The sequence below is a fragment of the Pseudomonas sp. NFACC10-1 genome (genome assembly GCF_900119195.1).
In the GTDB taxonomy this organism is placed as follows: Bacteria; Pseudomonadota; Gammaproteobacteria; order Pseudomonadales; family Pseudomonadaceae; genus Aquipseudomonas; species Aquipseudomonas cerasi.
Genome location: NZ_FPJB01000003.1, coordinates 341471 through 367384, shown reverse-complemented (window position 1 = coordinate 367384; position 25914 = coordinate 341471). Strand labels below are relative to the sequence as shown.

24 protein-coding genes and 1 pseudogene are annotated in these 25914 nt (G+C 59.4%); 16 read left to right on the top strand and 9 right to left on the bottom strand.

Annotated elements, in window-relative coordinates:
• Positions 1–163: 163 nt before the first annotated feature.
• Both BT119_RS10350 and BT119_RS10345 read right to left on the bottom strand, forming a co-directional pair.
• The gene (locus BT119_RS10350; protein ID WP_003339874.1) at positions 164–790 is read right to left on the bottom strand and encodes a glutathione S-transferase family protein; all 627 of its coding nucleotides are present in this window, start codon (positions 788–790) and stop codon (positions 164–166) included.
• Between the two features lie 96 nt (positions 791–886).
• A complete protein-coding gene (locus tag BT119_RS10345; RefSeq protein WP_072365588.1) occupies positions 887–1303 on the bottom strand; it encodes an ester cyclase in 417 nt (138 codons plus the stop codon).
• Positions 1304–1682: 379 nt separating this feature from the next.
• Between BT119_RS10345 and BT119_RS10340 the strand changes: the two genes are divergently transcribed.
• The 12 genes from BT119_RS10340 to BT119_RS10285 all read left to right on the top strand — a co-directional run bounded on the left by BT119_RS10340 (position 1683) and on the right by BT119_RS10285 (position 13732).
• On the top strand, positions 1683–3104 hold the full coding sequence (locus tag BT119_RS10340; RefSeq protein WP_032609497.1) for a sugar porter family MFS transporter: 1422 nt from the start codon (positions 1683–1685) through the stop codon (positions 3102–3104).
• Positions 3105–3143: 39 nt separating this feature from the next.
• Positions 3144–3524 carry a glyoxalase superfamily protein gene (locus BT119_RS10335; protein ID WP_054080705.1) on the top strand — a complete coding sequence of 127 codons (381 nt, stop codon included), beginning with the start codon at positions 3144–3146 and terminating at the stop codon, positions 3522–3524.
• 222 nt (positions 3525–3746) lie between these two features.
• Entirely contained in the window at positions 3747–5552 is a 1806-nt protein-coding gene (atzF, locus tag BT119_RS10330) for an allophanate hydrolase (protein WP_175550571.1), read from the top strand.
• Positions 5553–5567: 15 nt separating this feature from the next.
• Positions 5568–6677, top strand: a complete 1110-nt coding sequence (locus tag BT119_RS10325) for a BMP family ABC transporter substrate-binding protein (RefSeq protein ID WP_072365584.1) — start codon at positions 5568–5570, stop codon at positions 6675–6677.
• A gap of 9 nt (positions 6678–6686) precedes the next feature.
• Positions 6687–7796, top strand: coding sequence for an ABC transporter permease (locus BT119_RS10320; protein ID WP_003433510.1), 1110 nt, complete (start codon positions 6687–6689; stop codon positions 7794–7796).
• Complete coding sequence (locus tag BT119_RS10315) at positions 7789–8709, top strand: ABC transporter permease (RefSeq protein WP_046719875.1); 921 nt, start codon at positions 7789–7791, stop codon at positions 8707–8709. The genes BT119_RS10320 and BT119_RS10315 overlap by 8 nt, the downstream gene beginning before the upstream one ends.
• Before the next feature lie 25 nt (positions 8710–8734).
• A complete protein-coding gene (locus BT119_RS10310) occupies positions 8735–9751 on the top strand; it encodes a formamidase (RefSeq protein ID WP_058397440.1) in 1017 nt (338 codons plus the stop codon).
• Between the two features lie 4 nt (positions 9752–9755).
• The gene (locus BT119_RS10305) at positions 9756–10442 is read left to right on the top strand and encodes a biuret amidohydrolase (RefSeq protein ID WP_003365215.1); all 687 of its coding nucleotides are present in this window, start codon (positions 9756–9758) and stop codon (positions 10440–10442) included.
• Complete coding sequence (locus BT119_RS10300; protein ID WP_175550568.1) at positions 10439–11980, top strand: ABC transporter ATP-binding protein; 1542 nt, start codon at positions 10439–10441, stop codon at positions 11978–11980. The genes BT119_RS10305 and BT119_RS10300 overlap by 4 nt, the downstream gene beginning before the upstream one ends.
• Positions 11977–12654, top strand: coding sequence for a cysteine hydrolase family protein (locus BT119_RS10295; RefSeq protein ID WP_003349923.1), 678 nt, complete (start codon positions 11977–11979; stop codon positions 12652–12654). Before BT119_RS10300 ends, BT119_RS10295 begins: the two co-directional genes overlap by 4 nt.
• Positions 12654–13049: an oxalurate catabolism protein HpxZ gene (gene hpxZ, locus BT119_RS10290; protein ID WP_054080701.1), complete on the top strand. Its 396-nt coding sequence runs from the start codon at positions 12654–12656 to the stop codon at positions 13047–13049. The genes BT119_RS10295 and hpxZ overlap by 1 nt, the downstream gene beginning before the upstream one ends.
• Positions 13046–13732 (top strand): GntR family transcriptional regulator, encoded by a 687-nt coding sequence (locus BT119_RS10285; protein WP_003365220.1) that lies wholly within the window; start codon positions 13046–13048, stop codon positions 13730–13732. Before hpxZ ends, BT119_RS10285 begins: the two co-directional genes overlap by 4 nt.
• Before the next feature lie 57 nt (positions 13733–13789).
• Here the strand turns inward: BT119_RS10285 and BT119_RS10280 are convergent, their stop codons facing one another.
• Both BT119_RS10280 and BT119_RS27480 read right to left on the bottom strand, forming a co-directional pair.
• Positions 13790–14536 carry an ATPase gene (locus BT119_RS10280; protein ID WP_072365580.1) on the bottom strand — a complete coding sequence of 249 codons (747 nt, stop codon included), beginning with the start codon at positions 14534–14536 and terminating at the stop codon, positions 13790–13792.
• Positions 14523–14792 (bottom strand): hypothetical protein, encoded by a 270-nt coding sequence (locus tag BT119_RS27480; protein ID WP_024959552.1) that lies wholly within the window; start codon positions 14790–14792, stop codon positions 14523–14525. Before BT119_RS27480 ends, BT119_RS10280 begins: the two co-directional genes overlap by 14 nt.
• 527 nt (positions 14793–15319) lie before the next feature.
• On the opposite strand from BT119_RS27480, the gene BT119_RS10270 reads away from it, so the two are divergent.
• Complete coding sequence (locus tag BT119_RS10270; RefSeq protein ID WP_058416409.1) at positions 15320–17566, top strand: putative bifunctional diguanylate cyclase/phosphodiesterase; 2247 nt, start codon at positions 15320–15322, stop codon at positions 17564–17566.
• Positions 17567–17617: 51 nt separating this feature from the next.
• Here BT119_RS10270 and BT119_RS10265 read toward each other — a convergent pair whose 3' ends face one another.
• Positions 17618–18988 (bottom strand): GntT/GntP/DsdX family permease, encoded by a 1371-nt coding sequence (locus BT119_RS10265; RefSeq protein ID WP_072365578.1) that lies wholly within the window; start codon positions 18986–18988, stop codon positions 17618–17620.
• A gap of 318 nt (positions 18989–19306) precedes the next feature.
• On the opposite strand from BT119_RS10265, the gene BT119_RS10260 reads away from it, so the two are divergent.
• A complete protein-coding gene (locus BT119_RS10260) occupies positions 19307–20563 on the top strand; it encodes a sensor domain-containing diguanylate cyclase (RefSeq protein WP_058416407.1) in 1257 nt (418 codons plus the stop codon).
• A gap of 105 nt (positions 20564–20668) precedes the next feature.
• On the opposite strand, the gene BT119_RS10255 is transcribed toward BT119_RS10260, so the two are convergent.
• Positions 20669–22408, bottom strand: coding sequence for a dipeptidase (locus BT119_RS10255; protein ID WP_072365577.1), 1740 nt, complete (start codon positions 22406–22408; stop codon positions 20669–20671).
• Positions 22409–22539: 131 nt separating this feature from the next.
• On the opposite strand from BT119_RS10255, the gene BT119_RS10250 reads away from it, so the two are divergent.
• On the top strand, positions 22540–23145 hold the full coding sequence (locus BT119_RS10250; RefSeq protein ID WP_054080697.1) for a DUF6508 domain-containing protein: 606 nt from the start codon (positions 22540–22542) through the stop codon (positions 23143–23145).
• A 55-nt stretch (positions 23146–23200) separates the two neighbouring features.
• Here BT119_RS10250 and BT119_RS27810 read toward each other — a convergent pair.
• Positions 23201–23638, bottom strand: a pseudogene (locus BT119_RS27810) (GNAT family N-acetyltransferase).
• A gap of 158 nt (positions 23639–23796) precedes the next feature.
• Between BT119_RS27810 and BT119_RS10240 the strand changes: the two are divergent.
• Positions 23797–24006, top strand: coding sequence for a hypervirulence associated TUDOR domain-containing protein (locus BT119_RS10240; protein WP_003433541.1), 210 nt, complete (start codon positions 23797–23799; stop codon positions 24004–24006).
• Positions 24007–24115: 109 nt separating this feature from the next.
• Here the strand turns inward: BT119_RS10240 and sodC are convergent, their stop codons facing one another.
• Both sodC and BT119_RS10230 read right to left on the bottom strand, forming a co-directional pair.
• Positions 24116–24634 carry a superoxide dismutase family protein gene (gene sodC / locus BT119_RS10235; RefSeq protein WP_072365573.1) on the bottom strand — a complete coding sequence of 173 codons (519 nt, stop codon included), beginning with the start codon at positions 24632–24634 and terminating at the stop codon, positions 24116–24118.
• A 243-nt stretch (positions 24635–24877) separates the two neighbouring features.
• Entirely contained in the window at positions 24878–25888 is a 1011-nt protein-coding gene (locus BT119_RS10230; protein ID WP_003365244.1) for a zinc-dependent alcohol dehydrogenase family protein, read from the bottom strand.
• Between the last annotated feature and the right edge of the window lie 26 nt (positions 25889–25914).

Below are 25914 nucleotides of genomic sequence, written 5' to 3'. Positions count from 1 at the left end.
GGAACGATCATCGCAACTATCGTGCGACGCTCTGCGTCGTATGCCTTTCTGGACGCTCCGCGTCCTCTTGCGACGCAGAGCGTCGAGAACTGCATCTACAGGCTGAAGCGTGAGGAACGATCAGCCCGAGTATCGTGCGGTGCAAGCGCTTCAGGCACGGCGATTACTTGGCAAAGGAATATTCCCCGCCCTGCTCCAAAGCCTTGCGGTACGCAGGTCTGCCCTGCAGCCTTTCAACCCACGCGGTCACGTTCGGGTACGGCTGCAGCATTCCCTGAGCCTTGGCAAACTCGCCGATAAAGCTCATCTGAATGTCCGCACCACTCAGCTCATCGCCAAGCAGATACGGCGTCAGACCCAGGGCTTCGTTCAGATAGCCCAGGTAGTTGGCCAGCTCCGACTGGATACGCGGATGCAATGGCGCACCCGCGTCACCCAGGCGCCCGACGTACAGGTTGAGCATCAGCGGCAGAATCGCCGAGCCTTCAGCGAAGTGCAGCCATTGCACGTACTCGTCGTAGGTAGCGCTGGCCGGGTCCGGCTGCAGACGACCGTCGCCATGACGGCGAATCAGGTAGTCGACAATGGCACCGGACTCGATGACGACATGCGGGCCATCTTCGATGACAGGTGATTTGCCCAGCGGATGTACGGCCTTGAGCTCGGGTGGCGCAAGGTTGGTTTTCGGGTCGCGCTGATAACGTTTGATTTCGTAGGGCAGGTCGAGCTCTTCGAGCAGCCACAGAATACGCTGCGAACGTGAGTTGTTCAGGTGATGGACAGTGATCATGTGAGGCTCCGCCGGGTGAGAGTGTCTAAAAAAGACTGCGCTACTACCCCGTAGTGCCCTGAAATGATTTTACTTCGATGAACGTAACGAATTCATTCAGGTGCTTCTGTCACTCGAGGCGCCCGCCGCTTCGCCACGAAGCTCGCGCTCCACTGCCGCTTTATCAATGACCGACCAGACGCCGATGATCTTGCCGTCAACAAAGGTATAGAACACGTTTTCGCTGAAGGTAATGCGTTGGCCACGCGCCTCCAGCCCGAGAAAACGCCCTTGCGGCGAGCAGTTGAAGAGCAGACGGGCGGCAATCTGTGGCGCTTCGACCACCAGCAGGTCGATATTGAAACGCAGGTCGGGAATGATCCTGACGTCGTTTTCCAGCATCGCCCGGTAACCGGCCAGACTGATCCGCTCGCCGTTGTAGTGCACACCGTCGTAGACGAAATTGTCCAGGTCCTGCCAGCGACGCTCGTTGAGACAGGCGATGTAGGCACGGTACTGCTCGGCCAGGTTCATGTTGCGCCCTCTTTTTCAAAAGATACCGACGCAGCCTCGTTGAAAAGGCCGCACACCTCTGCTGTCTTACTGTAGCGCTTATGCGCGGCGCAGAGAGTGAGTAATGACAGCAGCGCATGTGCCAGATAAAAACTGCTTTGAAATCAATGAAAAGCATTTTTTACCAGTCAAAGAAACTGAATTTCATTGACAGCGAAAGGGGAAACAGGGGCGTTTATGACAAGGAAAAGTTAATCGTTTCAGCAGCCTCAAGCTCAAGGCTTTCGCCAGGAAAACAATCCTGAGCAGGTTTGTAGGGAACTAGCACGGCCGACACCGCCCTAAGCGTGACATCCATGTACTGGCGCAACGCTGGTTTCAAGCCAAGGACTTCAGATTCATGTCTTCAAGTAGCACCTCAGCAGCGGCGGGCCAGCAAGGCCGGCAACGCGCTTCATCGAATCGACTCATCTTTATCTCTGTGCTTGTGGCGACCATGGGCGCACTGGCGTTCGGGTATGACACTGGCATCATCGCTGGTGCCCTGCCGTTCATGACACTGCCCGCCGATCAGGGCGGGCTGGGTCTGGATGCTTACAGCGAAGGGATGGTCACCGCGTCACTGATTGTCGGCGCCGCGTTCGGCTCGCTTGCCAGTGGTTATATCTCCGACCGCTTCGGACGCCGCCTCACCTTACGCCTGCTGTCAGTGCTCTTTATTGCGGGCGCACTGGGCACTGCTATTGCGCCGTCCATTCCGTTCATGATCGCAGCGCGCTTCCTGCTGGGTATCGCAGTGGGCGGCGGCTCTGCAACAGTGCCGGTGTTCATCGCCGAGATCGCAGGTCCGTCACGGCGTGCGCGGCTGGTCAGCCGTAACGAACTGATGATCGTCAGCGGCCAGCTGCTCGCCTATGTGCTGAGTGCGGTCATGGCGGCCTTGCTGCATACGCCGGGGATCTGGCGTTACATGTTGGCCGTCGCCATGGTGCCAGGGGTGTTGCTGCTGGTTGGTACGTTCTTCGTACCTGCGTCGCCGCGCTGGCTGGCCTCCAAAGGCCGTTTCGACGAAGCGCAGGACGTGCTGGAGCAACTGCGCCCCAGCAAACAGGACGCGCAGCGTGAAGTCGACGAGATGAAGGCGCAGGACGAAGAAGCTCGCCATCGCCCGAAAGCAAGAGAATTGCTGCGTCAGCGCTGGGTCATCAAGTTGTTGCTGATCGGTGTAGGGCTGGGCTTCACCGCGCAGTTCACGGGGGTGAACGCGTTTATGTACTACACGCCGATCATTCTCAAGAACACCGGGATGGGCACTAACGCTGCGTTGACCGCGACGATCGGCAACGGTGTGGTATCAGTCATCGCGACCTTGCTGGGCATCTGGGCCATCGGCCGCTACGGGCGCCGGCATTTGCTGATGACCGGTCTGGTCATCGTCATTCTGATGCAGGCAGCGCTCGGTTGCGTGTTGCAGTTCATGCCGCAGAACATGACCCAGAGCTACACCGCCCTCGCCTGCATTCTGGTGTTTCTGCTGTTCATGCAGATGTGCATCTCGCCGGTTTACTGGCTGCTGATGTCAGAACTGTTCCCCATGCAGGTACGCGGCTTGCTGACCGGCACGGCGGTATCGATGCAGTGGCTGTTCAACGCATCGGTAGCGTTCACATTCCCGATTGCGGTCGATACCATCGGCAACCCGACGTTCTTCATCTTCGCCGCCATCAACATTGGCTCGTTGATTTTCGTGTTCCTGTGCCTGCCGGAAACCAAGGGCAAGTCACTGGAGCAAATCGAAAAACATTTGAAGAAAGAGCTGTAATGGGCGCCTGTCCACTGAACCTCAACTAAAGGAATAGCGATGCCCACGACCGAGCCAGCCACCGTGACCTTCACCAGTGCCATCCCGATCCTGCGGATATTCGATGAACGCAAGGCGCGTGAGTTTTACATCGACTTTCTCGGTTTCAGCATTGAATTCGAGCACCGCTTCGAAGCGGATCTGCCGTTGTATCTGGGCATCAGCCGTAATGGGCTGAACCTGCACCTTTCCGAACATCACGGTGATGCCTGTCCAGGTGCGGCGGTGTTCATCCCGACGCAGAACATCGAGCAATTGCGCGATGAACTGATCGGCAAGCAGTATGGCTACGCCCGCCCGGACATCGTCCAGCAAGGCTGGGGAAAGACGCTGGAAGTCTGCGACCCGTTCGGTAACCGGCTCAGGTTCTGCGAGAGCTGAGAAACCTGCATTGATGTCAGCCGCGCGGCGCTACATTCGCCCTGCGGCTGACATGACCTATCTTTGTGCACGCAGACACATTCAAGCGCAAACATGACGCATGAGTGCAGCGCAACGCCCCGCCAATAGCCAGTGACCCTACCGTAAATCGCCCTCCGGCTGACCTTGGCCCGTAACGTGCAAACGCGTCAGTTCATCTTGTATACATGAATGAACACCACTATGACCGCACTCGATATCCCTGAACTTCAGTCGGCGCTCCGCTCGGGCGAAACCACGCTGACGACACTGGTGCAGAACCTGACCGCGCACCTTGATGCGGATGACCGGGCAGAGGTCTGGATTCATCGCGTCCCGCTGGCACAGCTTGTCGAGCGGGCACAGGCGCTGGAGAGTATCGCCGAACAACTGGGCGATGCGCTGTATGACCGGTTGCCGCTGTTCGGCGTGCCCTTTGCGGTCAAGGACAATTTCGACGTAGCGCAGATGCCGACCACGGCTGCCTGCCCGGCGTACGCCTACGTGCCCGAGGACAGTGCTCACGTTGTGCAACTGCTGCTCGACAGCGGCGCGATCCTGATGGGCAAGACCAATCTTGATCAATTCGCCACTGGCCTGGTGGGCGTCCGTTCACCCTACGGCGCAGTGCGCAATGCGCATGATCCGGCCTACGTCAGCGGCGGTTCGAGTTCCGGCTCGGCAGTGGCGGTAGCGCGTGGCTACGTCAGTTTTGCACTGGGCACGGACACCGCAGGTTCAGGCCGCGTGCCAGCCGGCTTCAACGGCATCGTCGGCCTCAAGCCCAGCCTTGGTCTGTTCAGCAGCCGCGGGGTCGTACCTGCCTGCCGCACGCTGGACTGCCCATCCATCTTTGCCAACGATGTGATGCAAGCCTGGCAGGTGGCGCAGGTCATTGCAGCTTACGACCCGCTGGATGCGTCCAGTGCGGCCGTGCAGGCATTGCCGGTACAGCGCAGGGGTCGGCGTGTCGCCGTCGCGCGGCACTGCGAGTTTTTCGGTGACGAGCAGGCAAAGGCGGCTTACCTCAAAACGCTGGAAGCCCTGCAAAACGACCCGCTGGTGACGGTCAGCGCTATCGAGTTCGACGTGTTCGCCGAGGCGGCTGCCCTGCTGTACCAGGGCCCGTGGGTGGCGGAACGCCGCGCTGCCATCGGCGAATTCTTCGCCAGCAACGCGGCCGACATTCATCCCGTGGTGCGCGGCATTGTGCAGAGCGCGGATTCATTCGACGCCGTGGACACGTTCAACGCCCGCTATCGCCTGGCAGAACTGACCCGCGCTGCGCAGCAGTTGCTGACCGACATCGACGTGCTGGTGGTGCCGACCGCGCCGTGCATGCCGACCATCGAAGCGGTGCTCGGCAATCCGGTCGAGCTCAACTCGCAGCTTGGCTATTACACCAACTTCGTCAACCTGATGAACATGTGCGCCATCGCCATCCCGGCAGATCGTCGCGCGGACGGACTGCCTGCGGGCATCACGCTGATTGGCCCGGCCGGTGCCGATCAGCGCCTGGCGGAGATTGCCGCTGCCTGGCAGCCGCTGTTCGGCCAGGCTGACCAGCGTGACGCCGTGGCGATGGCTCCCCTGCCCTATAACAGCCCGACCGTGCAGGTTGCAGTGGTCGGTGCACACCTCGTTGGCCAGCCACTCAACTGGCAATTGCTCGAAGGTGGCGCGCGCCTGCTGCGCACCACAACCACCAGCGCGGATTACCGCCTGTATGCGCTGGCAGCAACGACACCGCCGAAACCGGGACTGGTGCGCGTCGCTGAACAGGGCGCGAGCATCGAGATAGAAGTCTGGGAAATGCCGCTGAGCCAGTTCGGCGCCTTCGTCGCGGCCATTCCCGCACCACTGGGCATCGGCTCGCTGCAATTGGCCGACGGCCAGTGGGTCAAGGGTTTCATCTGTGAGCCTGGCGGCCTTGAAGGCGCGTTGGACATCACCGATTACAAAGGCTGGCGCGCCTACCGCGCCGCGCACACATCTTCCATCGCTCAATGACCCGAGGTAGCACACATGTCGAATGTTGATCGTCGCAGTTTCATCAAGTTGGCGGGCATTATCGGCCTGAGCGCAGCGCTGCCTTTCGGTCGCGCCTACTCAGCCGATGCGCCGCTGGTAGTGGGTTTTATCTACGTCGGCGCTCGCGACGACTTTGGTTACAACCAGGCCCACGCTCAGGCAGCGGCCATCATCAAGATGCTGCCCAACGTCAAAGTGATCGAGGAAGAAAACGTTCCGGAAACCGTGGCCGTACAGAAGACCATGGAAGCCATGATCCGTCAGGACGGCGCCACATTGATTTTCCCGACCTCGTTCGGCTATTTCGAACCGCACGTGGTCAAGGTCGCCAAAAAGTACCCGGACGTCCGTTTCGCGCACTGCGGCGGTCTCTGGCAGAAAGGTCGCGACCCGATGAACGCGGGTAGCTTTTTCGGGTACATCGACGAAGCGCAATACCTCAACGGCGTGATCGCCGGGCACATGAGCAAGAGCAAAAAGCTCGGTTTCGTCGCCGCCAAACCTGTGCCGCAAGTGCTGCGCAACCTGAACGCGTTCGCCATGGGAGCCCGCTCGGTCGACCCGAGCATCGTCACCACGGTGATCTTCACCGGTGACTGGTCGCTGCCGGTCAAGGAAGCAGAAGCTGCCAACGGCCTGATCGACCAGGGTTGTGACGTGCTGACCTGCCATGTCGACGGGCCCAAGGTGATTGTCGAGACAGCTGAAAAACGCGGTGTGATGACCTGTGGCTATCACGCCAGCCAGGCTGCGCTGGCGCCCAAGGGCTACCTGACCGGTGCCGAATGGAACTGGGAGACGCCTTATCGTGCTCACGTCGCGGCAGCCCAGAGCGGCGCGCCGATGATCAACTTCCTGCGCGGCGGGCTGAAGGAAGGCTTCGTCAAAACGTCCGCCTACGGGCCTGCGGTAACAGCCGACGCCAAACAGAAAGCGGATGCCATCAAGGCGCAGATGATGGCCGGTCAGTTCGTGATTTTCAAAGGCCCGCTCAAGGATAACAAGGGCAACGTGGTGATTGCCGATGGTGTTGCACAAGGCCAGACCGACATTGCGCTGGAGAGCATGAATTACCTGGTCGAAGGCGTGCTTGGCCAGATCTGAGGAACGTTCATGAGTTCATCGATAAGTCTGCGCCGTCTGGCCAGCGCGCTGTTGCCAGGGTTGCCTACAGTGCTGGCGGTGTTTTCCTCGTGCGTGCTGTTCGGGCTGTTTCTGGCGGTTCAGGGCAAGCCTGCCTGGCAGGCGCTGCACTTGGTCGGCGAAGGCGCGTTCGGCTCGTGGTTCGCCCTGGAAAACACCTTGCAACGCGCCGCGCCGCTAATGCTGACCGCGCTGTGCGTCGCCCTGCCCGCGCGAGCCGGGCTGATCATCATCGGCGGTGAAGGTGCGCTGGTACTGGGCGGCCTGGCTGCCGCCGTGACACCCTTGTGGCTCAGCCATCTGCCAGCCGGTTTGATGCTTGCCTGCATGGCCGTCGCGGCAATGACCGTGGGCGCACTGTGGATCGGTCTGAGTGGCTGGATGCGCCAGCGTCGCGGGGTCAATGAAACGATCAGCAGCCTGCTGCTTTCGTACATCGCCCTGGCACTGTTCCGGCAGTTGGTGGAAGGCCCGCTGCGCGACCCGGCAAGCCTGAACAAGCCTTCGACGCCGCCGCTGGACGATGCCTACATGATCGGCACGATCAGCGACAGTTTCGAGGTGCACTGGGGACTGGTGGCGGGCGTCGTCGCCTGCCTGCTGGCGTATGTGCTGGTGCGCCACAGCGTCAAGGGGTTTGCCCTCGCCGTGGTCGGCGGCAACGTGCGTACCGCGCTGATGATCGGCTTGCCCGTGGACCGGCTGATCATGCTCAGTTGCCTGCTGGGCGGTGCGGCGGCGGGTCTGGCCGGCATGTTCGAGGTCACCGCAGTGCAAGGCAGCGCCAACGCCGCGCTGATCGCAGGCTATGGCACCAGCGGCATCCTCGTGGCTTTCGCCGCTCGCCATCATCCGCTGGCAATTATCGTCTGCGCCATCCTGCTTGGCGGGCTGGAGGCCAGTGGCGGACTGCTGCAACGACGACTCGGTCTGCCAGACGCCACCACGCTGATTCTTGAAGGTCTGCTGTTCACCAATCTGCTGCTCTGGGAAGCCCTGGGTGGGCGTATCGCCGCCTGGAAGATCAGGCTGACGGCGTCACCCGCGTCACTCGACAAGGGAGCACTGCAACATGGCTGATATCGACCTGACTACCTTTCTCCTCGCCCTGCTGGCCGGCGCTATCCGCGTCGGCACACCTTTTCTGTTCGTCAGCCTGGGCGAATGCCTGACCGAGAAGAGCGGCCGGATCAACCTGGGACTGGAGGGCATTCTGGTGGCTGGCGCCATGTCCGGATATGCCATCGCGTGCCTGAGCGGATCGGCATGGCTGGGGGTGGGCGCGGCTGCAGGGGTCGGCATTCTGCTGGGCCTGCTGCATGGGCTGGCGTGCTCGTTGCCAAGGGTCAACGACATCGCGTTCGGCATCGCGCTGATTCTGCTCGGCACCGGCCTGGCGTTCTTTCTCGGCAAAGCCTTTATCCAGCCACAGGCGCCCATGCTGCCTTCACTGGCGCTGGGAGCCTGGAGCAGCGAAGAACGCGTGCGCTCGGCGCTGAACATCAATGTGCTGTTCTTCGTCGGTGCAGCCCTGGCGTTCGTTCTGCACTGGGGGCTGCGCACCACGCGCTGGGGGCTGATGCTGCGTCTGGTCGGCGACCACGCTGAAACCGCTCAGGCGCTGGGCTATCGACCGCTCAAGGTACGCATTGTGGCCACTGCGGTGGGTGGTGGGCTGGCCGGTATCGGCGGTGCCTATCTGTCGCTCTACTACCCCGGCAGCTGGAACGAAGGGCTGTCCAGCGGTCAGGGACTGATGGCCGTGGCGCTGGTGATCTTTGCCCGCTGGCGCCCGTTGGCGTGTCTGTGGGCGTCGTTGCTGTTCGGCGCTGCCGGTGCCATCGGCCCGGCCCTGCAAGCGGTCGGTATCAGCACCGGCTACTACCTGTTTGCCGCAGCACCTTATGCGCTGACGCTGGTGGTGATGTACGCCACCTGCCGCCGTGGTCGCACTCTGAATGGCGCGCCGGGCGAACTCAGCCTGACGCGATGAACTGATCTTTTCGAGGAGACATTGCATGGCCAGTGGTCTTGGTGGTTTGAACAAGTCGCCCAAGGGCGTGGTGATCGGCCTGGCGCAACTGGCGCTGCCTGATCCGCATACGCGCGAGGCGCTGTGGGCGCAGACGCAGAAAGTGGTCGGCATGGTTGCCAAGGCGCGGCGCAGCAACCCGGGCATGGACCTGATCGTATTTCCCGAATACTCGCTGCACGGCCTGTCGATGAGCACGGCGCCGGAGATCATGTGCAGGCTCGACGGCCCGGAAGTCCTTGCGCTGCGCGAGGCGTGCAAGACGCACCGGATATGGGGCTGCTTCTCGATCATGGAAGCCAACCCGCACGGCAACCCGTTCAACAGCGGCCTGATCGTCGATGACCTCGGGGACATCCGCCTGTACTACCGCAAACTGCACCCGTGGGTGCCGGTCGAACCGTGGGAGCCGGGCGATCTGGGTATTCCGGTCTGCGACGGACCGCGCGGCAGCAAGCTAGCGCTGATCATCTGCCATGACGGCATGTTCCCGGAAATGGCCCGCGAGTGCGCCTACAAGGGCGCCGACATCATGTTGCGCACCGCGGGCTACACCGCACCGATCCGCCACTCGTGGAAGATCACCAATCAGAGCAACGCCTTCACCAACCTGATGCAGACCGCAAGCGTCTGCATGTGCGGCTCCGACGGCACGTTCGACTCCATGGGCGAAGCGATGTTTGTCGACTTCGACGGTACGATCATGGCTGAAGGGGGTGGCCGGGCCGACGAAATCGTCTGCTGCGAACTGCGCCCCGACCTGGTCCGCGAAGCCCGTGTGCACTGGGGCGTGGAGAACAACATCTATCAATTCGGGCATCGCGGCTATGTGGCGGTCAAGGGCGGCGCACGCGACTGCCCCTACACCTACATGCACGACCTGAGCGCAGGCCAGTACCGTCTGCCGTGGGAAAACGATGTCGTGCATACCGATGGCAGCTCGTGCGGGTTCGCGGCCCCCGAGCGCGACTTCAAACCTACCCCCAGCAGTTGGGAGGAGTAATGCCATGAGCGAACGTCATATTGCATCGGCGCCCTACCCATGGCCCTGGAACGGCCAATTGCATGCGCACAACACAGCCTTGATCGTGATCGACATGCAGACCGATTTCTGCGGCGTCGGCGGCTACGTGGACAGCATGGGCTACGACCTGGCCCTGACCCGAGCGCCCATCGAGCCGATCAAGGCGCTGCTCGCGGCGATGCGCCCGCTGGGCTTCACCATCATCCATACCCGCGAAGGCCATCGCCCGGACCTCAGCGACTTGCCCGCCAACAAACGCTGGCGCTCGCAGCGCATCGGTGCGGGAATCGGCGACCCAGGCCCCTGCGGCAAGATTCTGGTACGTGGCGAGCCGGGCTGGGAAATCATCGACGAGCTGGCACCGCTGCCCGGCGAAATCGTGCTCGACAAGCCCGGCAAAGGCTCCTTTTGCGCCACCGATCTGGAACTGATTCTGCGCACTCGTGGCATCGACAATCTGATCCTGACCGGCATCACCACCGACGTCTGCGTGCACACCACCATGCGCGAAGCCAATGACCGTGGCTTCGAGTGCCTGCTGCTGGAAGACTGCTGCGGGGCGACCGACCCTGGCAATCATGCGGCGGCCCTGAGCATGGTCAAAATGCAGGGTGGCGTGTTCGGCGCAGTCGGCCATTCCTCAATGCTTCGCGACCTGTTGGGAGCATGAACATGCGCGCCCCGAGCCTTGAGACGATTGGTGCCAGCAAGCATTTCGGAGCGTTTCGCGCACTCGACGAGGTGTCCTTCAAGGTCCGCGCCGGCACCGTCCACGCCCTGCTCGGCGAGAACGGCGCCGGCAAGAGTACGCTGGTCAAAGGCATCATCGGCTACAGCCCGCTGCAGTCGGGCAGCATTCTCATCGACAACCGCGAACACGAGATTCGCACCCCGCGCGACTCTCATCAGTTGCAGATCGGCATGGTGTATCAGCACTTCACCGTCGCGCCGGGCCTGAGCGTGGCGGAAAACCTGGTGCTGTCGCGTGGCGATCTGCCGTGGCGTATCGACTGGGCCAGCGAGCACCAGCGTCTGGAAGCGTTCATGGCAAAAATGCCTTTTCGGCTGGACATCCATCGTCCGGTCAGCAGCCTGGCGGCCGGCGAAAAGCAGAAACTGGAAATCCTCAAACAGCTGTATCTGGAGCGTCGACTGGTCATTCTCGACGAACCCACCTCGGTGCTCACGCCGCAGGAAGCCGACGAAGTGCTGGGGCTGATGCAGGCGATGGCGCATCGTGGCGAACTGACCGTCTTGATGATCACGCACAAATTTCGCGAAGTCAGCACCTACGCCGATGACGTCACCGTTTTGCGCAAAGGCCGCTGGGTGGGCAGTGCAGCAGTGGCTGACACCACCACACAACAGATGGCAGCGTGGATGATGGGCAACGCACAGGTGCGCGGAGTGAGCACCGAGCGCCCGGTGATGGCGGCTCGTCCGCCGCAGTTGCAGGTGACAGGCCTGGATGTGCCTGGCGACAAAGGCACGCTGGCGGTGAAAAACCTGTCTCTGGCCGTTCACCCGGGTGAGATCGTCGGAGTTGCAGGCATCTCCGGCAACGGTCAGCGCGAACTGACCGAAGCGCTGCTCGGCCAGCGAGCCTTCAGCGCCGGGCAGATAGCGGTCGACGGTCAGCCTTACCACGCGCGGCGTGAACAGATGCAACGCCTGCGCGTGTTCAGCCTGCCCGAAGAGCCCCTGCGCAACGCCTGCATCGGCACGTTCAGCGTGGCTGACAACCTGGCCCTGCGCAATTTCGACCAGCCGCCGCTCTGCCGTCAGGGCTGGCGCCTGGATCGTCGCGCCGCAGGTGTGCAAGCACGCAGCCTGATTGAGCAGTTTCAGGTATCGCCCAACAATCCGAACCGGCCCATCGGCACTTTGTCAGGGGGCAACGTGCAGCGCGCTGTACTGGCCCGAGAGCTGACCCACGACGTCGCGGTACTGATCGTCGCCAACCCGGTATTCGGTCTGGACTTCGCCAGTGTCGCGCTCATTCACCAGCGCCTGATCGACGCTCGCAACAGCAGCACAGCGGTCCTTCTGCTCAGTGAGGACCTCGACGAACTGCTGAGCCTGGCAGACCGCATCGTGGTTATCCACGACGGCGAGCTGGTGTTTGAAACCAGTGCAGCGGACGCTGACCGTACCGAGCTGGGCCGACACATGGCCGGTGCCGAGCATCTCGCGGGGCAACCGGCATGATCAAGGTCAATGCGCGCCCTGACAGCTTCGCCTTCGACACGTCCCGGACCGCTGTGGTGATCATCGACATGCAGCGCGATTTTCTCGAACCCGGCGGCTTTGGTGCCGCACTGGGCAACGACGTCGCACCGTTGCAAGCCATCGTACCGTCCGTGCAACGCCTGCTGACGCTGGCCCGCGATGAAGGCATTGCGGTGATCCATACCCGCGAATCACACCGCCCGGACCTTGCCGATTGCCCGCAAGCCAAACGTGACCATGGCTCGCCGGGCCTGCGCATCGGCGATCCTGGTCCGATGGGACGCATCCTGATTCGCGGCGAACCCGGCAATCAGATTATCGACACCCTGGCGCCGCTCGCTGGCGAGTGGGTCATCGACAAACCCGGCAAAGGTATGTTCTTCGCCACGGATCTGCAGCCGCGGCTGACCGACGCCGGGATCACCCATTTGATCTTTGCAGGCGTCACCACCGAAGTCTGCGTGCAGACCAGCATGCGTGAAGCCAATGACCGGGGTTATCGCTGCCTGCTGATCGAGGAAGCGACCGAAAGCTACTTCCCCGCATTCAAGCGGGCCACGCTGGAGATGATCACCGCACAAGGCGGGATTGTTGGTCGCGTCGCCTCACTGACGGACCTGGAGCAGGCGCTGCAGACAAGGAGTACACATTGATGGACATCAACCTCCCCCACGTGGTCGCTGAAGTGACCCACGCCTTTCACGACTACGAACGCGCCCTGCTGGCCAATGAACTGACCACGCTGGATGCATATTTCTGGGATTCCGAACAGACCGTCCGCTACGGCGTCGCGGAGAACCTGCATGGCGCCGACACGATTGCGCGCTATCGGCGCCAGTGCCAGCCGGTCGGACCGGGCCGCATGCTGCTGCGTACCGTGGTGAGCACCTTCGGTGAAGACTTCGCCACGGTCAGTACCGAGTTTCACGATGGCGTCACCCAGCGCCTCGGTCGGCAGATGCAGACCTGGGCGCGACTGGAGGGCGGCTGGAAAGTCGTTGCTGCACATGTCAGCATTGACCTGAGCAGCCTGGAGCCACGCCCTTGAATTCCCCGAACACCACCAACGCACTGGCAGAAGACGTCTATCGGCGGCTCAAGCAGGAGATTTTCGACTTCTATCTGCTGCCTTATGACCGGTTCACCGAAACCCAGCTGGCCGACCGTTATCAGGTCTCGCGAACACCGGTGCGTGACGCACTCTACCGCCTCCAGCGCGAAGGCTACCTGGACGTCGAGTTCCGACGTGGCTGGTCAGTCAAGCCTCTGGATTTCAACCAGATCGACCAACTCTACGATCTGCGCATCGTGCTGGAGTGCGCGGCGGTCGAGCGCATTTGTGCATCCGCCGAGGTGCATCCGGAACTCACTATTCTGCGCCAGCACTGGTTGGTCGATCGCGACCGCTGGCAGATAGACATGCAAGTGGTCGCCGACCTCGATGAGCAGTTTCACACCCAACTGGTGGCGGCGTCAGGCAACCTGGAAATGGCCCGCATCCATCAGGAAGTGACCGAGCGCATCCGTATTGTGCGCCGCCTGGACTTCTTCAAAAGCGCCCGTATCGAACATACCTACCTCGAACACGCCGCGATCCTCAATGCCCTTCAGGCGCGCAAACGCGACGAAGCATTATTGCTGCTGCGCTCCCATGTAGAGATCAGCAAACTGGAAGTACGCAAACTGACGATTTCCATGCTCAGTGATGCACGACGGCGGTATGAGGCGTGAGCGTCTGTTCGCTTTGCGATCGGTAGCCAGGAGCTCATACTCAAATAAAAAGCACTTCTAGGGTTCCGGATAGATAAGCCGTTCAAGCTCTTCAATAGAGACTTTGCACCACTCCGGGACTTCGTCAACTTTGTATTCGACAATAGAAGCGTCTGTGATTTCTGCTTCGAGCTCTGCAGTATCTCCGGAGTTATCAAACAAGTATGCTCGGTTCGTCGCCTGGATGGCCTCCGGCAGTAACGCCAGGCATCTGTGATAACGAGTACGCACTTTCTCCGGGGTGACATTATGCCCGCCCTCGCCAACACGAATCGCGATCCGGTTGATATTGATACTCGGGTTTTCGGTAGCGACAAAATATAAATAGGTCCGGTATCCCATTGCCTTGGCTTTTTTGATGAACTCCACTTTGGAACGATCTGACATGACCGTCTCAAACGTGAAGCTGGCGGACTGATCAAGCAATTGATGCCTGATGAAGTCAGCAACCACCGAAGCGTGGTAGGACGTGAAGGTGATGCCTTCAATCAATAGCGATTGGGCGGTGATGACGAAATGCTCAGCCTGGCAAGCCAACTGTTCTCTTTCAATGAGGGGGTGGGACGAAAAAAACGTCCGGAAAGCCTGCTGGTCAGCGTCAATCGAAAAGGGAGAAAGATCCAGAAACCCGTTGTCACCCACCTCACGCTCAAGGTCGTCGGCATTGACGTAGATGTAAATCAGGTCAGGATGAAGTATGCGTTTGATGGTGCTTTTGCCTGAACCGTTGGGGCCGGCAAAGACACGTAGCCTAGGTACGGGCACTGGTAGCGGACCCTGGGCCGATCCTGAAAGAGCCCGTCGTTACCTTGCGTCTCGGCTTCGAGGCACAAACGACTTTCTCCGTGCCGTCCGCACATTCGGCGACGATAAATCCTCCTTTGGACAACAACACTGTCTGCCCGGAGGATTTTGCCTTCTCATAAGCCATTCTGGTTGCAATGGACGCTTTAGCCGGGATCTGGGCTTCCAGCTCCTGAATAGCTTCTTCAGACAGTATATTTTCTGGAGATCTGGGCATGAATCCTCCTCGTCAGCATGTTCAGTGCGAACCTCAATGGCCAGATCATAGCCCGAAAGCGCTTTTTTCGACACCGACGGATACTCATCAGTGTTACCAATCATGGCGCGGGCGAACTGACATATACAAAGCCGTAAGTCAGAACAAAGTGAATTGGGGCGCATCAACCAGCCCACCCGGACATCGACTCTCCCATGCAACCTTTTGAAACCCGCCCTGTCGTAACCATTAGTGCGTAATAGCACTTAGGCATCAGCAAGAACTCACTGTATTAAACATGAGCCGTAACAGCAGGTGCGATCCGCAGCTGACTGAGGGGCACGTTATCCAGTAGGTCACTCGTCGCTTCGACCAAACGTCTTTTAGCAACATCAAGTCTGTACGTGGTGCTGGCTGAAAAAAATCAGCTGAACCCGTCAGACGATCTCTTAGCGCAACTGGAAGAGGTCCACGGAACGCGTCCACGGCTTATGCGCTGCCGAACAGGATCCGGACTATACATGCATGCCATTCAGGAATAGCGATCGATGAACCCTCAGGGCTATGAGCACGACCACGTCATACCAAAGAATATTGAAGATGTTGCCAAGGTATTGCAGGCCGCTGCTCATTCCGCCTCGTGCAACGCCGCTCTGCTGATGGTATCCAGCGCTACAGGCTGGGAGCAGTTGGTCAGCGTTGGTCAAAGCCAGACCAAGGCGGACGAAGCATGGTTAAGGATGATCTCATCGTATGGAGACGTGGTGCTGGTCGGTCATGACAGCCCGGCGAAGGCAATCGAAGCGAATGGCTCAGGGCCTACCCTGATCTACGTCGCGATTCGTGGCTTCAGGCATGAGTTGCTGGGCGCGATGTTGTTGAGCAACAGCGACGACGCAACAGTGCTGAGCGCAGCGCAACGTTATGCGCTGCAGGCCCAGGCTGTTCATATTCGTACTTACCTGCAACCGGGACGTGATCCCGAAGCCAATAACCCGCTGGTCACCTCGTTCGAACGCCTGCGCTTGCTTGAATCGGTTGTCATCAACGCCAATGACGCGATTCTTATCACCGAAGCGGAACCCATCGATCTGCCCGGCCCGCGTATCGTCTATTGCAACCCTGCGTTTCTGGCAATAACCGGTTTCACGGAAGACGAAGTCATAGGTCGCACGCCACGGATTCTGCAGTGTGAGGACACCAGTCGGGCAACGCTGGACGTTATTCGCGAGGCACTCAGTCACTGGCGACCGGTTGAAGTCGAACTGCTCAACACCCGCAAGGATGGCAGCCAGTTCTGGGTCGAGCTGAGCATTGTGCCGGTGGCCAACGAAAAAGGCTGGTTCACTCATTGGGTATCTGTGCAGCGCGATATCACCGAGCGCAAGGAGTCCCAGCAACTGGCTCAGCGAGCTCGGCTGGAGTGGGAGGAAAAGCTTGCGTTACAGAGCCGGCTGGAGGAACGCGAGCGTATTTCCGAAGAGCTGACCTATATCGCTTTTCACGATGAGCTGACCTCACTGTTCAACCGCGCTTACCTGATGAACGAATTGACCACGGCCTTTGTAACCCGTGACTCTCGTTACGAACGGGCAACGGTACTCTTTCTGGACCTGGACGGCTTCAAGGTGGTCAACGACAGCATGGGGCACCTGGCCGGTGACAAGTTGCTCAAGGCGGTCGCGAACCGATTGCAGACCTGCGTTCGCTCGAATGACGTTTTGGCGCGAATCGGCGGCGACGAATTTGCAATCCTGCTGATGGGCAAGGATCAGCCGGAGACTGCCGTAAAAATGGCTGAACGTATCGTCAGTCAATTGCACACGGCAATACAGATCGAAGGCCAGGACATTTTCATCTCGTGCAGCATCGGCATTGTCACCGCAGGTGAAAGCCATACCAAGCCCGAAGAGTTGCTGCGTGACGCCGATGTCGCCATGTATTCCGCAAAAAAACAGGGCAGAGGACGCTGGAACATTTTCAACGCCTCGATGCGCGAGGCGGCCATCGACACGCTGGTGATTCAGAATGCATTGCGCCAGGCACTGGAAAACAAGGATTTCCTGGTTTTTTATCAGCCGATCTACAGCGGCGACTGTGAGCATCTGGTGGGAGCCGAAGCCCTGGTCAGATGGAACCACGCCACCATGGGCATCATTTCCCCCGATGCGTTTATCCCGATTGCCGAAGACCTCGGGATCATTCATGAGTTGGGGGCCTGGGTGATGCATCAGGCCTGTAGCGAAGTGCAGGCCTGGCGCAAGCAGTTCCCTCACCTGGACCTGAGGCTCAATGTCAATGTGTCCGGAAAAGAGTTGAGCCATCCCGGGTTCGTCGATCAGGTGACACGGATCATCGCCTCCACCGGCCTGCCTGCGGGCCAGCTGCAGATCGAGGTCACCGAATCGGTGTTTCTCTATCAGCCTGACGCGATCGCGGAGATTCTCCGACAGATCAGGCAGCTCGGCGTGAGAGTAGCGCTGGATGACTTCGGTACGGGTTACAGCTCGCTCGGCTACATCGACCGTTACCCGATCGATGCCGTGAAGATCGATCGCTCCTTCGTGTCCCGAATGATGACGTATGAGCGCAGCGAAGCCATTGTCAGCAGCATCCTGTCGCTGGGCCGAGCACTGGACCTGGATATCACGGCGGAAGGTGTGGAGACAGCGGAACAATACAACCTGCTACGCAAAATGGGCTGCCCTTACTTTCAGGGTTATCTGTTGAACAGGCCGATGCGTTCAGAGGCACTGTTGCATATCATCAAGTCCGCAGCCGAATGCACTGCCTGATTTACGCCGACGTTGATGGGCCGGAATGATTCCCGGCCCTCCCGCAGGGCTTCACGTCAGCCAGTGCCACAGCAGCAATGTCCCGATCAGCCCGACCACCGAAACGATGGTCTGCAACACCGACCAGACCCAAATGGTTTGCTTGAGTTGCAGGCCGAAGTATTCGCGGACCATCCAGAAGCCTGCATCGTTGACGTGGCAGAAGAACACCGAGCCGGCACCGATCACCAGCGCCACCAGTGAGGCCTGCACCGGCGCAAGCCCGGCCATCATCGGCGCGAGTATGCCTGCGGTCGTGGTGGTCGCCACGGTCGCGGAACCAGTGGCCTGACGCAGTGCCACGGCAATCAGCCAGGCGAGCAGCAGATAAGGCATGTGCGCACCTTCCGCCACTTTGCTGATGGTCTGGCTGACTCCCGCATCCAGCAACGTCTGCTTGAGGCCGCCACCCGCGCCGATGGTCAGCAACAGTACCGCGATGGGCGCGAGGCTTTTGCGCAATGTACCGCCGACGTGTTCACGGGAAAGCCCGTTGGCCCAGCCCAGACAAACAGTTGCCGCCAGCACCGCGATACCCAGCGCTACCAGCGGCTCACCGAGAAACTTCAAGGTCAGCGCGATGTTGCTTTCAGGCTCCAGGGCGATCTTGGCAAAGGTGCTGCCGAGCATGAGGATCACCGGCAAAAGGATGATCAGCAGCGAGATGCCGAACCCTGGCTGGCGACTGGTTTCAGGCTTGGCACTGAACAATTCACCGAGCTCGGCTGGCTCTGCAACGTGCATGCGTCCGGACAGCCAGTTGCCGTACAAGGGACCAGCGAGAATCACCGCCGGCACGGCAATGCACAACCCCAACAGCATGGTCAGCCCCAGATCGGCATGCAACGCGCTGACCGCAATCAACGGGCCGGGATGCGGGGGCATCAAAGCGTGCAAGGTGGTCATACCCGCCAGTGCCGGAATCGCGATTTTCAGCAGCGGCTGACCGGACTGACGCGCCATGACGAAGATGATCGGCACCATCAGCACCAGACCGACTTCAAAGAACAGCGGCAAGCCGATGACCATCGCCACCAGCGCCATTATCCAGGGCAACATGCGGCCCTTGCCCAGCCTGAGCAAGGTGGAGGCAATACGATCCGCCGCCCCCGACTCGGCCATCAACGCGCCAAGCATTGCCCCCAGCGCGATGATGATTCCGGCCTCGCCAAGAATGCTGCCCGCGCCTTTACTAAAGGCTTTTGCAACAGCCTCGGCTGGCAAACCCGCGCCGATACCGGCGATGAACGTGCCGACGAGGATGGAGAGAAAAGGTGGCAACCGGGTAGCGCTGATCAGCAAGATGATCGTGGCAATGGCAATCAGGCAGCAGATAATCAGACGGGTGTCGTGAAACACCCAGGCAGCAGACAACAAATCCAACGCAGACCTCCTGGCATTCGTTTTTTCAGGACGCATTTCAGCGCGCACCCCGAGAGAGTCAGAAACAATTAGTTTCAATTGACCGAACGATACCGGAATGCGACATCACGTCGCAGTTAATATTTGCCAAACCGCTCAGATACTTGGGCGCTGCACGGGGAGTCATGCGCGCGTTTTTTCCTGGAGGTATAGTGCCCGTGCAACCAGTGCTCGGTGCCTGCGGTCCAACTCACTGCACCCATTGTCCAACCGGCATTGCGTCACACATTATCTGATCAGAGCCGCGATCAATTAACGGATCACTCGACAGGAAATCAGATGACCTCATCCAGTCAGCGTCTTGCCTTGCTTGAAGCAGTTGTCGAACAGTCATTCAATGCCGTATTGATCACCGACGCCAATCTGGCCAATGGCGGCCCCTTCATTGTGTACGTCAATCCGGCATTCTGCTCCATGACCGGCTACACGGCCGAGGCATTGATCGGTGCCTCGCCACGGATCCTGCAAGGCCCGGACACCGATCCTCAAGTGATCGAGCGGATGCGCGAATGCCTGAGTGAAAGCCTTTTTTTCGAAGGGTCGACAGTCAATTACCGCGCGGACGGAAGTCCTTACATCGTCGAATGGAAAATTTCTCCCGTGCGCGACGATGCAGGTTCGGTGTGCAACTTTGTCTCTGTGCAGCAGAACATCAGCCCGCGCATCCGGGCCGAGCGTGAGCAACACCTGCTGGCGCAGGCACTGAACGCTGCGCTTGATCCGATTATCATCACCGACTGCAATTCCACCATCGTGTTTGCCAATGAGGCTTTTCAGCAGATCACTGGCTACAGCAGCAGCGAAATCCTCGGCGAAAACCCGCGGATACTGAGCTCTGGAAAACACGATGAGGCGTTCTATGCGCAATTCAAGGAAGCGCTGAAGAGTGGCGCCCCGCTTCGCACGACCTTCATCAACAAGCGCAAGGATGGCTCGCTGTTCTATGCGGAACACAGCATTTCTCCGCTGTGTAACCTGGAGGGCGCAATCACCCACTACGTCAGCATCAGCCAGGATGTGACCACACGCCTGGGCCGTGAGCAAAAGTTGCTGGAGATTGCTCACAGCGATCCGCTGACCGGGCTGGATAACCGTCGCTCAGCCGAGCATACGCTTGAGCGACAGATACCTGCGGTGAGTATGTCGGGCAAGCCGTTCAGTCTGATCATCTGCGATATCGATCATTTCAAGGCGGTCAATGACCGGTACGGCCATCCTGCCGGCGACAGCGTAATCACCAGCGTTGCGGCCATCCTCAAACAGCGTATCCGCCTGTTGGACGTCGCCGCCCGATGGGGAGGAGAAGAGTTTCTGATCCTGGTGCCCGACAGCTCGTTGAAACAGGCGGCCGAACTCGCGGAGCGCATTCGCAAGAGCGTTGAAAGCCTGGTGATTCCGGAAACAGGGTCGGTGACCATTTCTCTGGGCGTTGCAGAACTGAGCACCGGGGAAACGGCCGCCAGCCTCATTCAGCGCGCAGACCAGGCGCTCTATCAGGCCAAGCGCCTGGGCCGCAACCGTGTGGAATGCGCTTAGGCAAGGACCCGGCTTTCTTCGTCATCCGCGTCGTTCGCCCACGCATCGGAGTGAACACCGCTCATCGAAACCGGGCCTGTCATTACAACAGGCCCGGACATCGTGTCAGAGCTTCGGCAACTGTCCGATACGCCCCATCATCTCGGTGACGATCTGCAGATCCAGCAAGAACTGTCCGGTGGTCTTGAACTCGTTATCCGTATGGCCGGTGTATTTGACTTCGGGTCTTGCCAGACCGAACTGCACACCGTTGGGTAATGAATGGACCGACGTAGCGCCAGCCGACGTGCCAAAGGTGTGCTCCATGCCGAGATTTTCACTGGCAACAGCCAGCAGCGCCTTGACCCACTCACCCTCGGGATTGCGATACATCGGCTCGGCGATGGAATAGTCAAACACTGGCTTGATAGAAGTTTTTGTACTCCAGGCCGCAAGCTTTTCAGCGATTTCGGATTTAAGGACCTGCGGGGACTTGCCCTTCGGCACACGCAGATTGACCGCCAGTTTGAACGCCTTTTCATCCATTGCTACGTAAGTCAGGGATGCGGTCAGAGGCCCCATGAAGTCGTCGGAGAACCCGACGCCCAACTTGCTGCCCAGATAATCGAGCCCCCAGTTGTCAGCGGCATAGCGGGCAGCGTCGGTGATCTGGTTCTGTTTGAGCGCAACCTTGCCCCGCAGACTGTTGATGAAGTCCAGCATCCTCGCGACCGGATTGACGCCGGACTGGGGTGCCGACGAGTGTGCGGATACACCGGTGACCGTCAGCTTGACGTCTTTGCCGTCGACGCGGGCATCGACCTCGAAGTCGCCGCCATTACTTTTCACGTACTCGGCACCGGCCTGTTGCAGGCTGGCAGCCAGCTCGGCAGGCTTGTCGGTCACCAGAGTGGCCACCGACTTCGATGGAATCTGATTGGTGGCCATGCCCCCGGTCATTGAAACGATCTCGGCGCCCTCGCCCTCGGCCTGGCGTCGAGCAAAGCTGGCCATGACCGTGCCGTAGCCTTTTTCTGCGATCACGACGGGATAACCGCCATCCAGCGCCAGGTTGTAGGCGGGCGTCGGGTTACGCTCAAAATAGTACGGGATGGCGTCGCCGGCCGTTTCTTCCGTGGTATCGATCAGCAACTTGAAGTTTCTGGCCAGCGGCAGCTTTTCTTCCTTGATGACTTTCATGGCATAAAGCGCCACCACGATACCGTTCTTATCGTCCTCGGTGCCGCGTCCATACATGCGATCACCGATCAACGTCACCTTGAACGGGTCCAGACGAGTGCCGTCAGGCAAGACCCAGTTGTCCAGCGTGACCGGCACAACATCGGCATGCACATGAATGCCCACCACTTCGTCACCGGCCCCGTCGAGCGACACTTCATACACACGGTTATCGACGTTACGGAACTTCAGATTGAAGCCCTCGGCCAGGCGCTTGATCGTGTCGGCGATCTTTATGAACGCCGGGTTTTCATGCTGGGCAACGCCGTCGACACGAACAGTGGGAATCGCCACCAGCTCGCGCAGGGTTTCAGTAGCCGCGCTGCCATACTTCATGCGGGTATACAGACCAAGCAGACGATGAATATCGTTCTGTTGCGATGCGGAAAGTTGCTTGTTGTCGAGAAAGGCGCTGATGGCCGGGCCAAAATCGGCAGTTTTCACCACATCAGCGCTGGCGAGATTGTTCAGAAACTGCCTGAAATCCTTTACCGATGTCTCACTGAATGTCTGGAGAATGACAGCGCTCTGTTGTGCAGTGACAGTGGCATTTGCCAGACTGGCGAACGACGAGAGACTGGCCAGTATCAAGGTGGAGGCAGCCAGTTTTTTGAGTAACAGGTTCATTATTGAAGGCATTCCTTGGCAGGCAACGTGCGGATTTTCTGATCGTTTGATCAGGAAGCGTTTCAACTTACACCAAGAGCAGTGATGCGAGAATCCCCTTCTAAAACGAAGCGATGCACTGGAGTGCTCATATGATCAAGCTGCTGATGCGCCTGAAAGCGCGCTTCGACCGAAAGTCCAAGGGGCAGCAACCTGATCGGTTACCGCCTGCGCAGCCTGCCGATCAGCAGGAATCCATGTCACGCGTGCGGGAAAATCTGGCTTGGCTGCCAGTCTATAAAGAGCCGGAACCACTGCGTTTTACGCCAAGACAGGTCAGGACATTTCTGCCACATCCCTCAAGCGAGACACGTTTGCCTGATGAACCTTCGCCGGGGCCCGACGATATTGACCAGCTGCTCTCCTACCTGCCACTGCTGTACCCAGACGGCGTGGCGATCAAGACTTATATCGTCAAGGAAAACACCTATTGGCCAGACTACTTTCCGGTAGTTGAAGCGTTTTATCACGCGGTGGCCAAAGACTGCTGGTGTGATATTGATTACCTTAATCATGGCGCGGCGGACATGCTCAATGACGACAGCTATATGGCCCAGGCAAACCTCGCTGATATACAAACCTTGCTGACCTACTGCATCAGAGGCGAGCGTTTTTGCGATGGCCACAATGGTGCGATGATCGAAAAAGGCTACGTGCTGAAGATCTTACGCAGGCTGGCAGTGTTGCGCGAGGATTGAAGTTCGTGACAATCAGTCAGAGTGTCGGGCCATAACAGTGCATACCTGACGTCTTTCACATGCGCTCCTGTGCACCGAACGATTTCAATAGCGTATGTCGGCTCCAGGGGCCACAGTAGCGTGGAAGACATGCGATCGGCACGTAACCGCAACGCGCGTACCATCTGGCGACATCGTCATCCAGCGTTTCGATCAGAGCGTCAGTACAGCCCCGCTCGATGGCCAACGCTTCAAGCCTGTTCAGGGTCTGCGCCCCGAGCCCTTTTCCGCGCGACCCGGCATCGATTCAGAGGTAACTCACAAACAGCCGCTGGAACTCGGTTCGGCCTGTGGCGCCGCCAATCAATAGATCGTTCTCCATGATCATGCAGGCGATCGGATCAGCCACTCCCCCTTTCGCTTCGGACAATGCGCGGCCATGTTGCAAGACGCCGTCAACAACAGCGCGGGTTTGATCATTGTCAATCTGTGAGCCTGTAAGCCACTTCCTCATGTAATCAATTCCCTCATAACGGATCGCAGGTACATGAGCATGAGCAAGATAAAGGCCAGGCACACGATCAACCGCAGTGAATTCTTCCCGCGCCGGACACTCCGAACAATACCGAGCGAATGCTGCAGATCATTCGCTCCCCACTTGAGGAAGTCTGAATGACCACCGCATTCAAAGTTGGCGACGCCGTACACTGGAACTCCGAGGCGGGCCAGGTGCATGGCAAAGTCACTAAAGTACATGTGAAGGACGTTGAGTTCATGGGCAAACATCGGCCTGCTTCAAAGGACGATCCGCAGTACGAAGTGAAGAGCGACAAGACCGGCCATTCGGCGATGCATCATGGGGATGCGCTCAAGCACGCGTGATTGCTCCGCGCCGCGTTGTGGAGAGAACGGTGTAGCGCACGTCTCACTTACGCGAGAAAGCTTTACCGATTGGCGCGCCTGCACCCGAAACGGATGCAGGCACGGTCCGTCAGATCACGCCACAGGCAGCACGATCACCGCCACCGCCCAGAGGTGCGGGGTGGTCGGAATGGTTGTCGCCGCCGGCGTGAACCATCAGCGCGTGGCCTTTGACTTCCGAGAGTTTCTTCAGGCGTGGGGCAAGCACCGGGTAAGTCGCAGTGCCGTCAGCAGCCACGTACAGCGCAGGCAGATCGCCTAGATGGCCACCGGCGTAAGGACCCAGATGCTTGCCGGTCTTGGCCGGGTCGAAGTGACCGCCAGCCGCGAGGGCTGCGACCTTCTTGCCGTCCTTGGTGCCCGCTTCGCAACTGCCGTTTTCATGCACATGAAAACCGTGGATGCCCGCAGGCAGCTCTTTCAGATTCGGAGTGAACAGCAAGCCGTATTGCGTTTCGCTCACCGTAACGCTGCCGACAGGTTTGGGGGCGCCATCAGCGCTGACCAGATTGATCGGAACGTCCAGCGATGCAGCCTGAACACCAAAGGAGAAAACGCCAAGCAGACCTAGCAAAAGATGAGGTTTCATAATTTCAATGCGTCCCTGATCTGATAATCGAATTGAACGTGGCGCCAGACAGCACTGATGCTGCACAGCACGAACGTCTTTCATGCCACAGAGGTGTGACCACAGACCGGCGAACTTGATGCGAGGAAATGAGCGGGGAGTACTTGGGAAAGTAATGCAAAACATCACAACTGGCCTGCCGACACCAGGGTCGGCAGGCCAGCGCTGTTCACCTGTGCTCAGTTAACAGCACAGTGTTGCGGATCAGATATCCAGGCAGATCTTGCCGAAATGCTGATTGGTTTCCTGGTAACGGAACGCTTCGACGATGTCGGTCATCGGGAAGGAACGGTCCATGACTGGACGCATGCCATTGGCATCGATGGCCCGGATCATGTCCTGTTGCTGGGTGCGACTGCCGACCAGAACGCCCTGCATGCGCAGCTGTTTGACCAGCGCCGGGACGAACTCCAGTTGGCCGGCAACACCGCTCAGAATACCGATGACCGAGATATGGCCAGCGACCCGGGCCGCGTTCATGGAGTGCTGCAGTGTCGAGGGGCCGCCCACGTCGATGATGTGATCCACGCCACGGCCGCCGGTCAGCTTGCGCGCCGTCTCGCCCCAATTGCTGTCCTTGCGGTAGTTGATCAGGTGATCGGCGCCCATGGCTTGCAGACGCTCCAGCTTTTCATCACTCGACGACGTGGCGATAACGGTCGCACCGACCATCTTGGCGAACTGCAACGCGAAAATCGATACACCACCAGTGCCCTGCACCAGAACGGTATCGCCGGCTTTCAGCGCGTCATCGACCATCAGCGCACGCCATGCGGTCAGACCGGCGGTGGTCAGCGTGGACGCTTCAGCATGGCTGTAGCCCTTTGGCGCAAGGGTGAACGAGGTGGCACGGGCAGTCACCTGCTCGCGGGCATAACCGTCGACGCCATCACCCGGCACCGTGACAAAACCTTCGACCAGCGGCTCGCCGCTGATCCATTCCGGGAAGAACGTGCTGACCACTGAGTCGCCAACCGCGAACTCGCTGACGCCCTCGCCCACTGCAGTGACTACACCTGCACCATCGGCCATGGGAATGCGTTTTTCCGTCGGTGCCCACATGCCGGTAACGACCGCGAAGTCGTGATAGTTGAGCGAGTTGGCATGCAGACGCACAGTGATCTCACCGGCTTTCGGTGCCAGTACTTCGCTTTCGCCCACGCTGACCTGATCGTAGCCGCCGCCAGCCTGCACGTAGATGGTTGTATTGCTCATGGTCAATCTCCTATCAATTCAACATT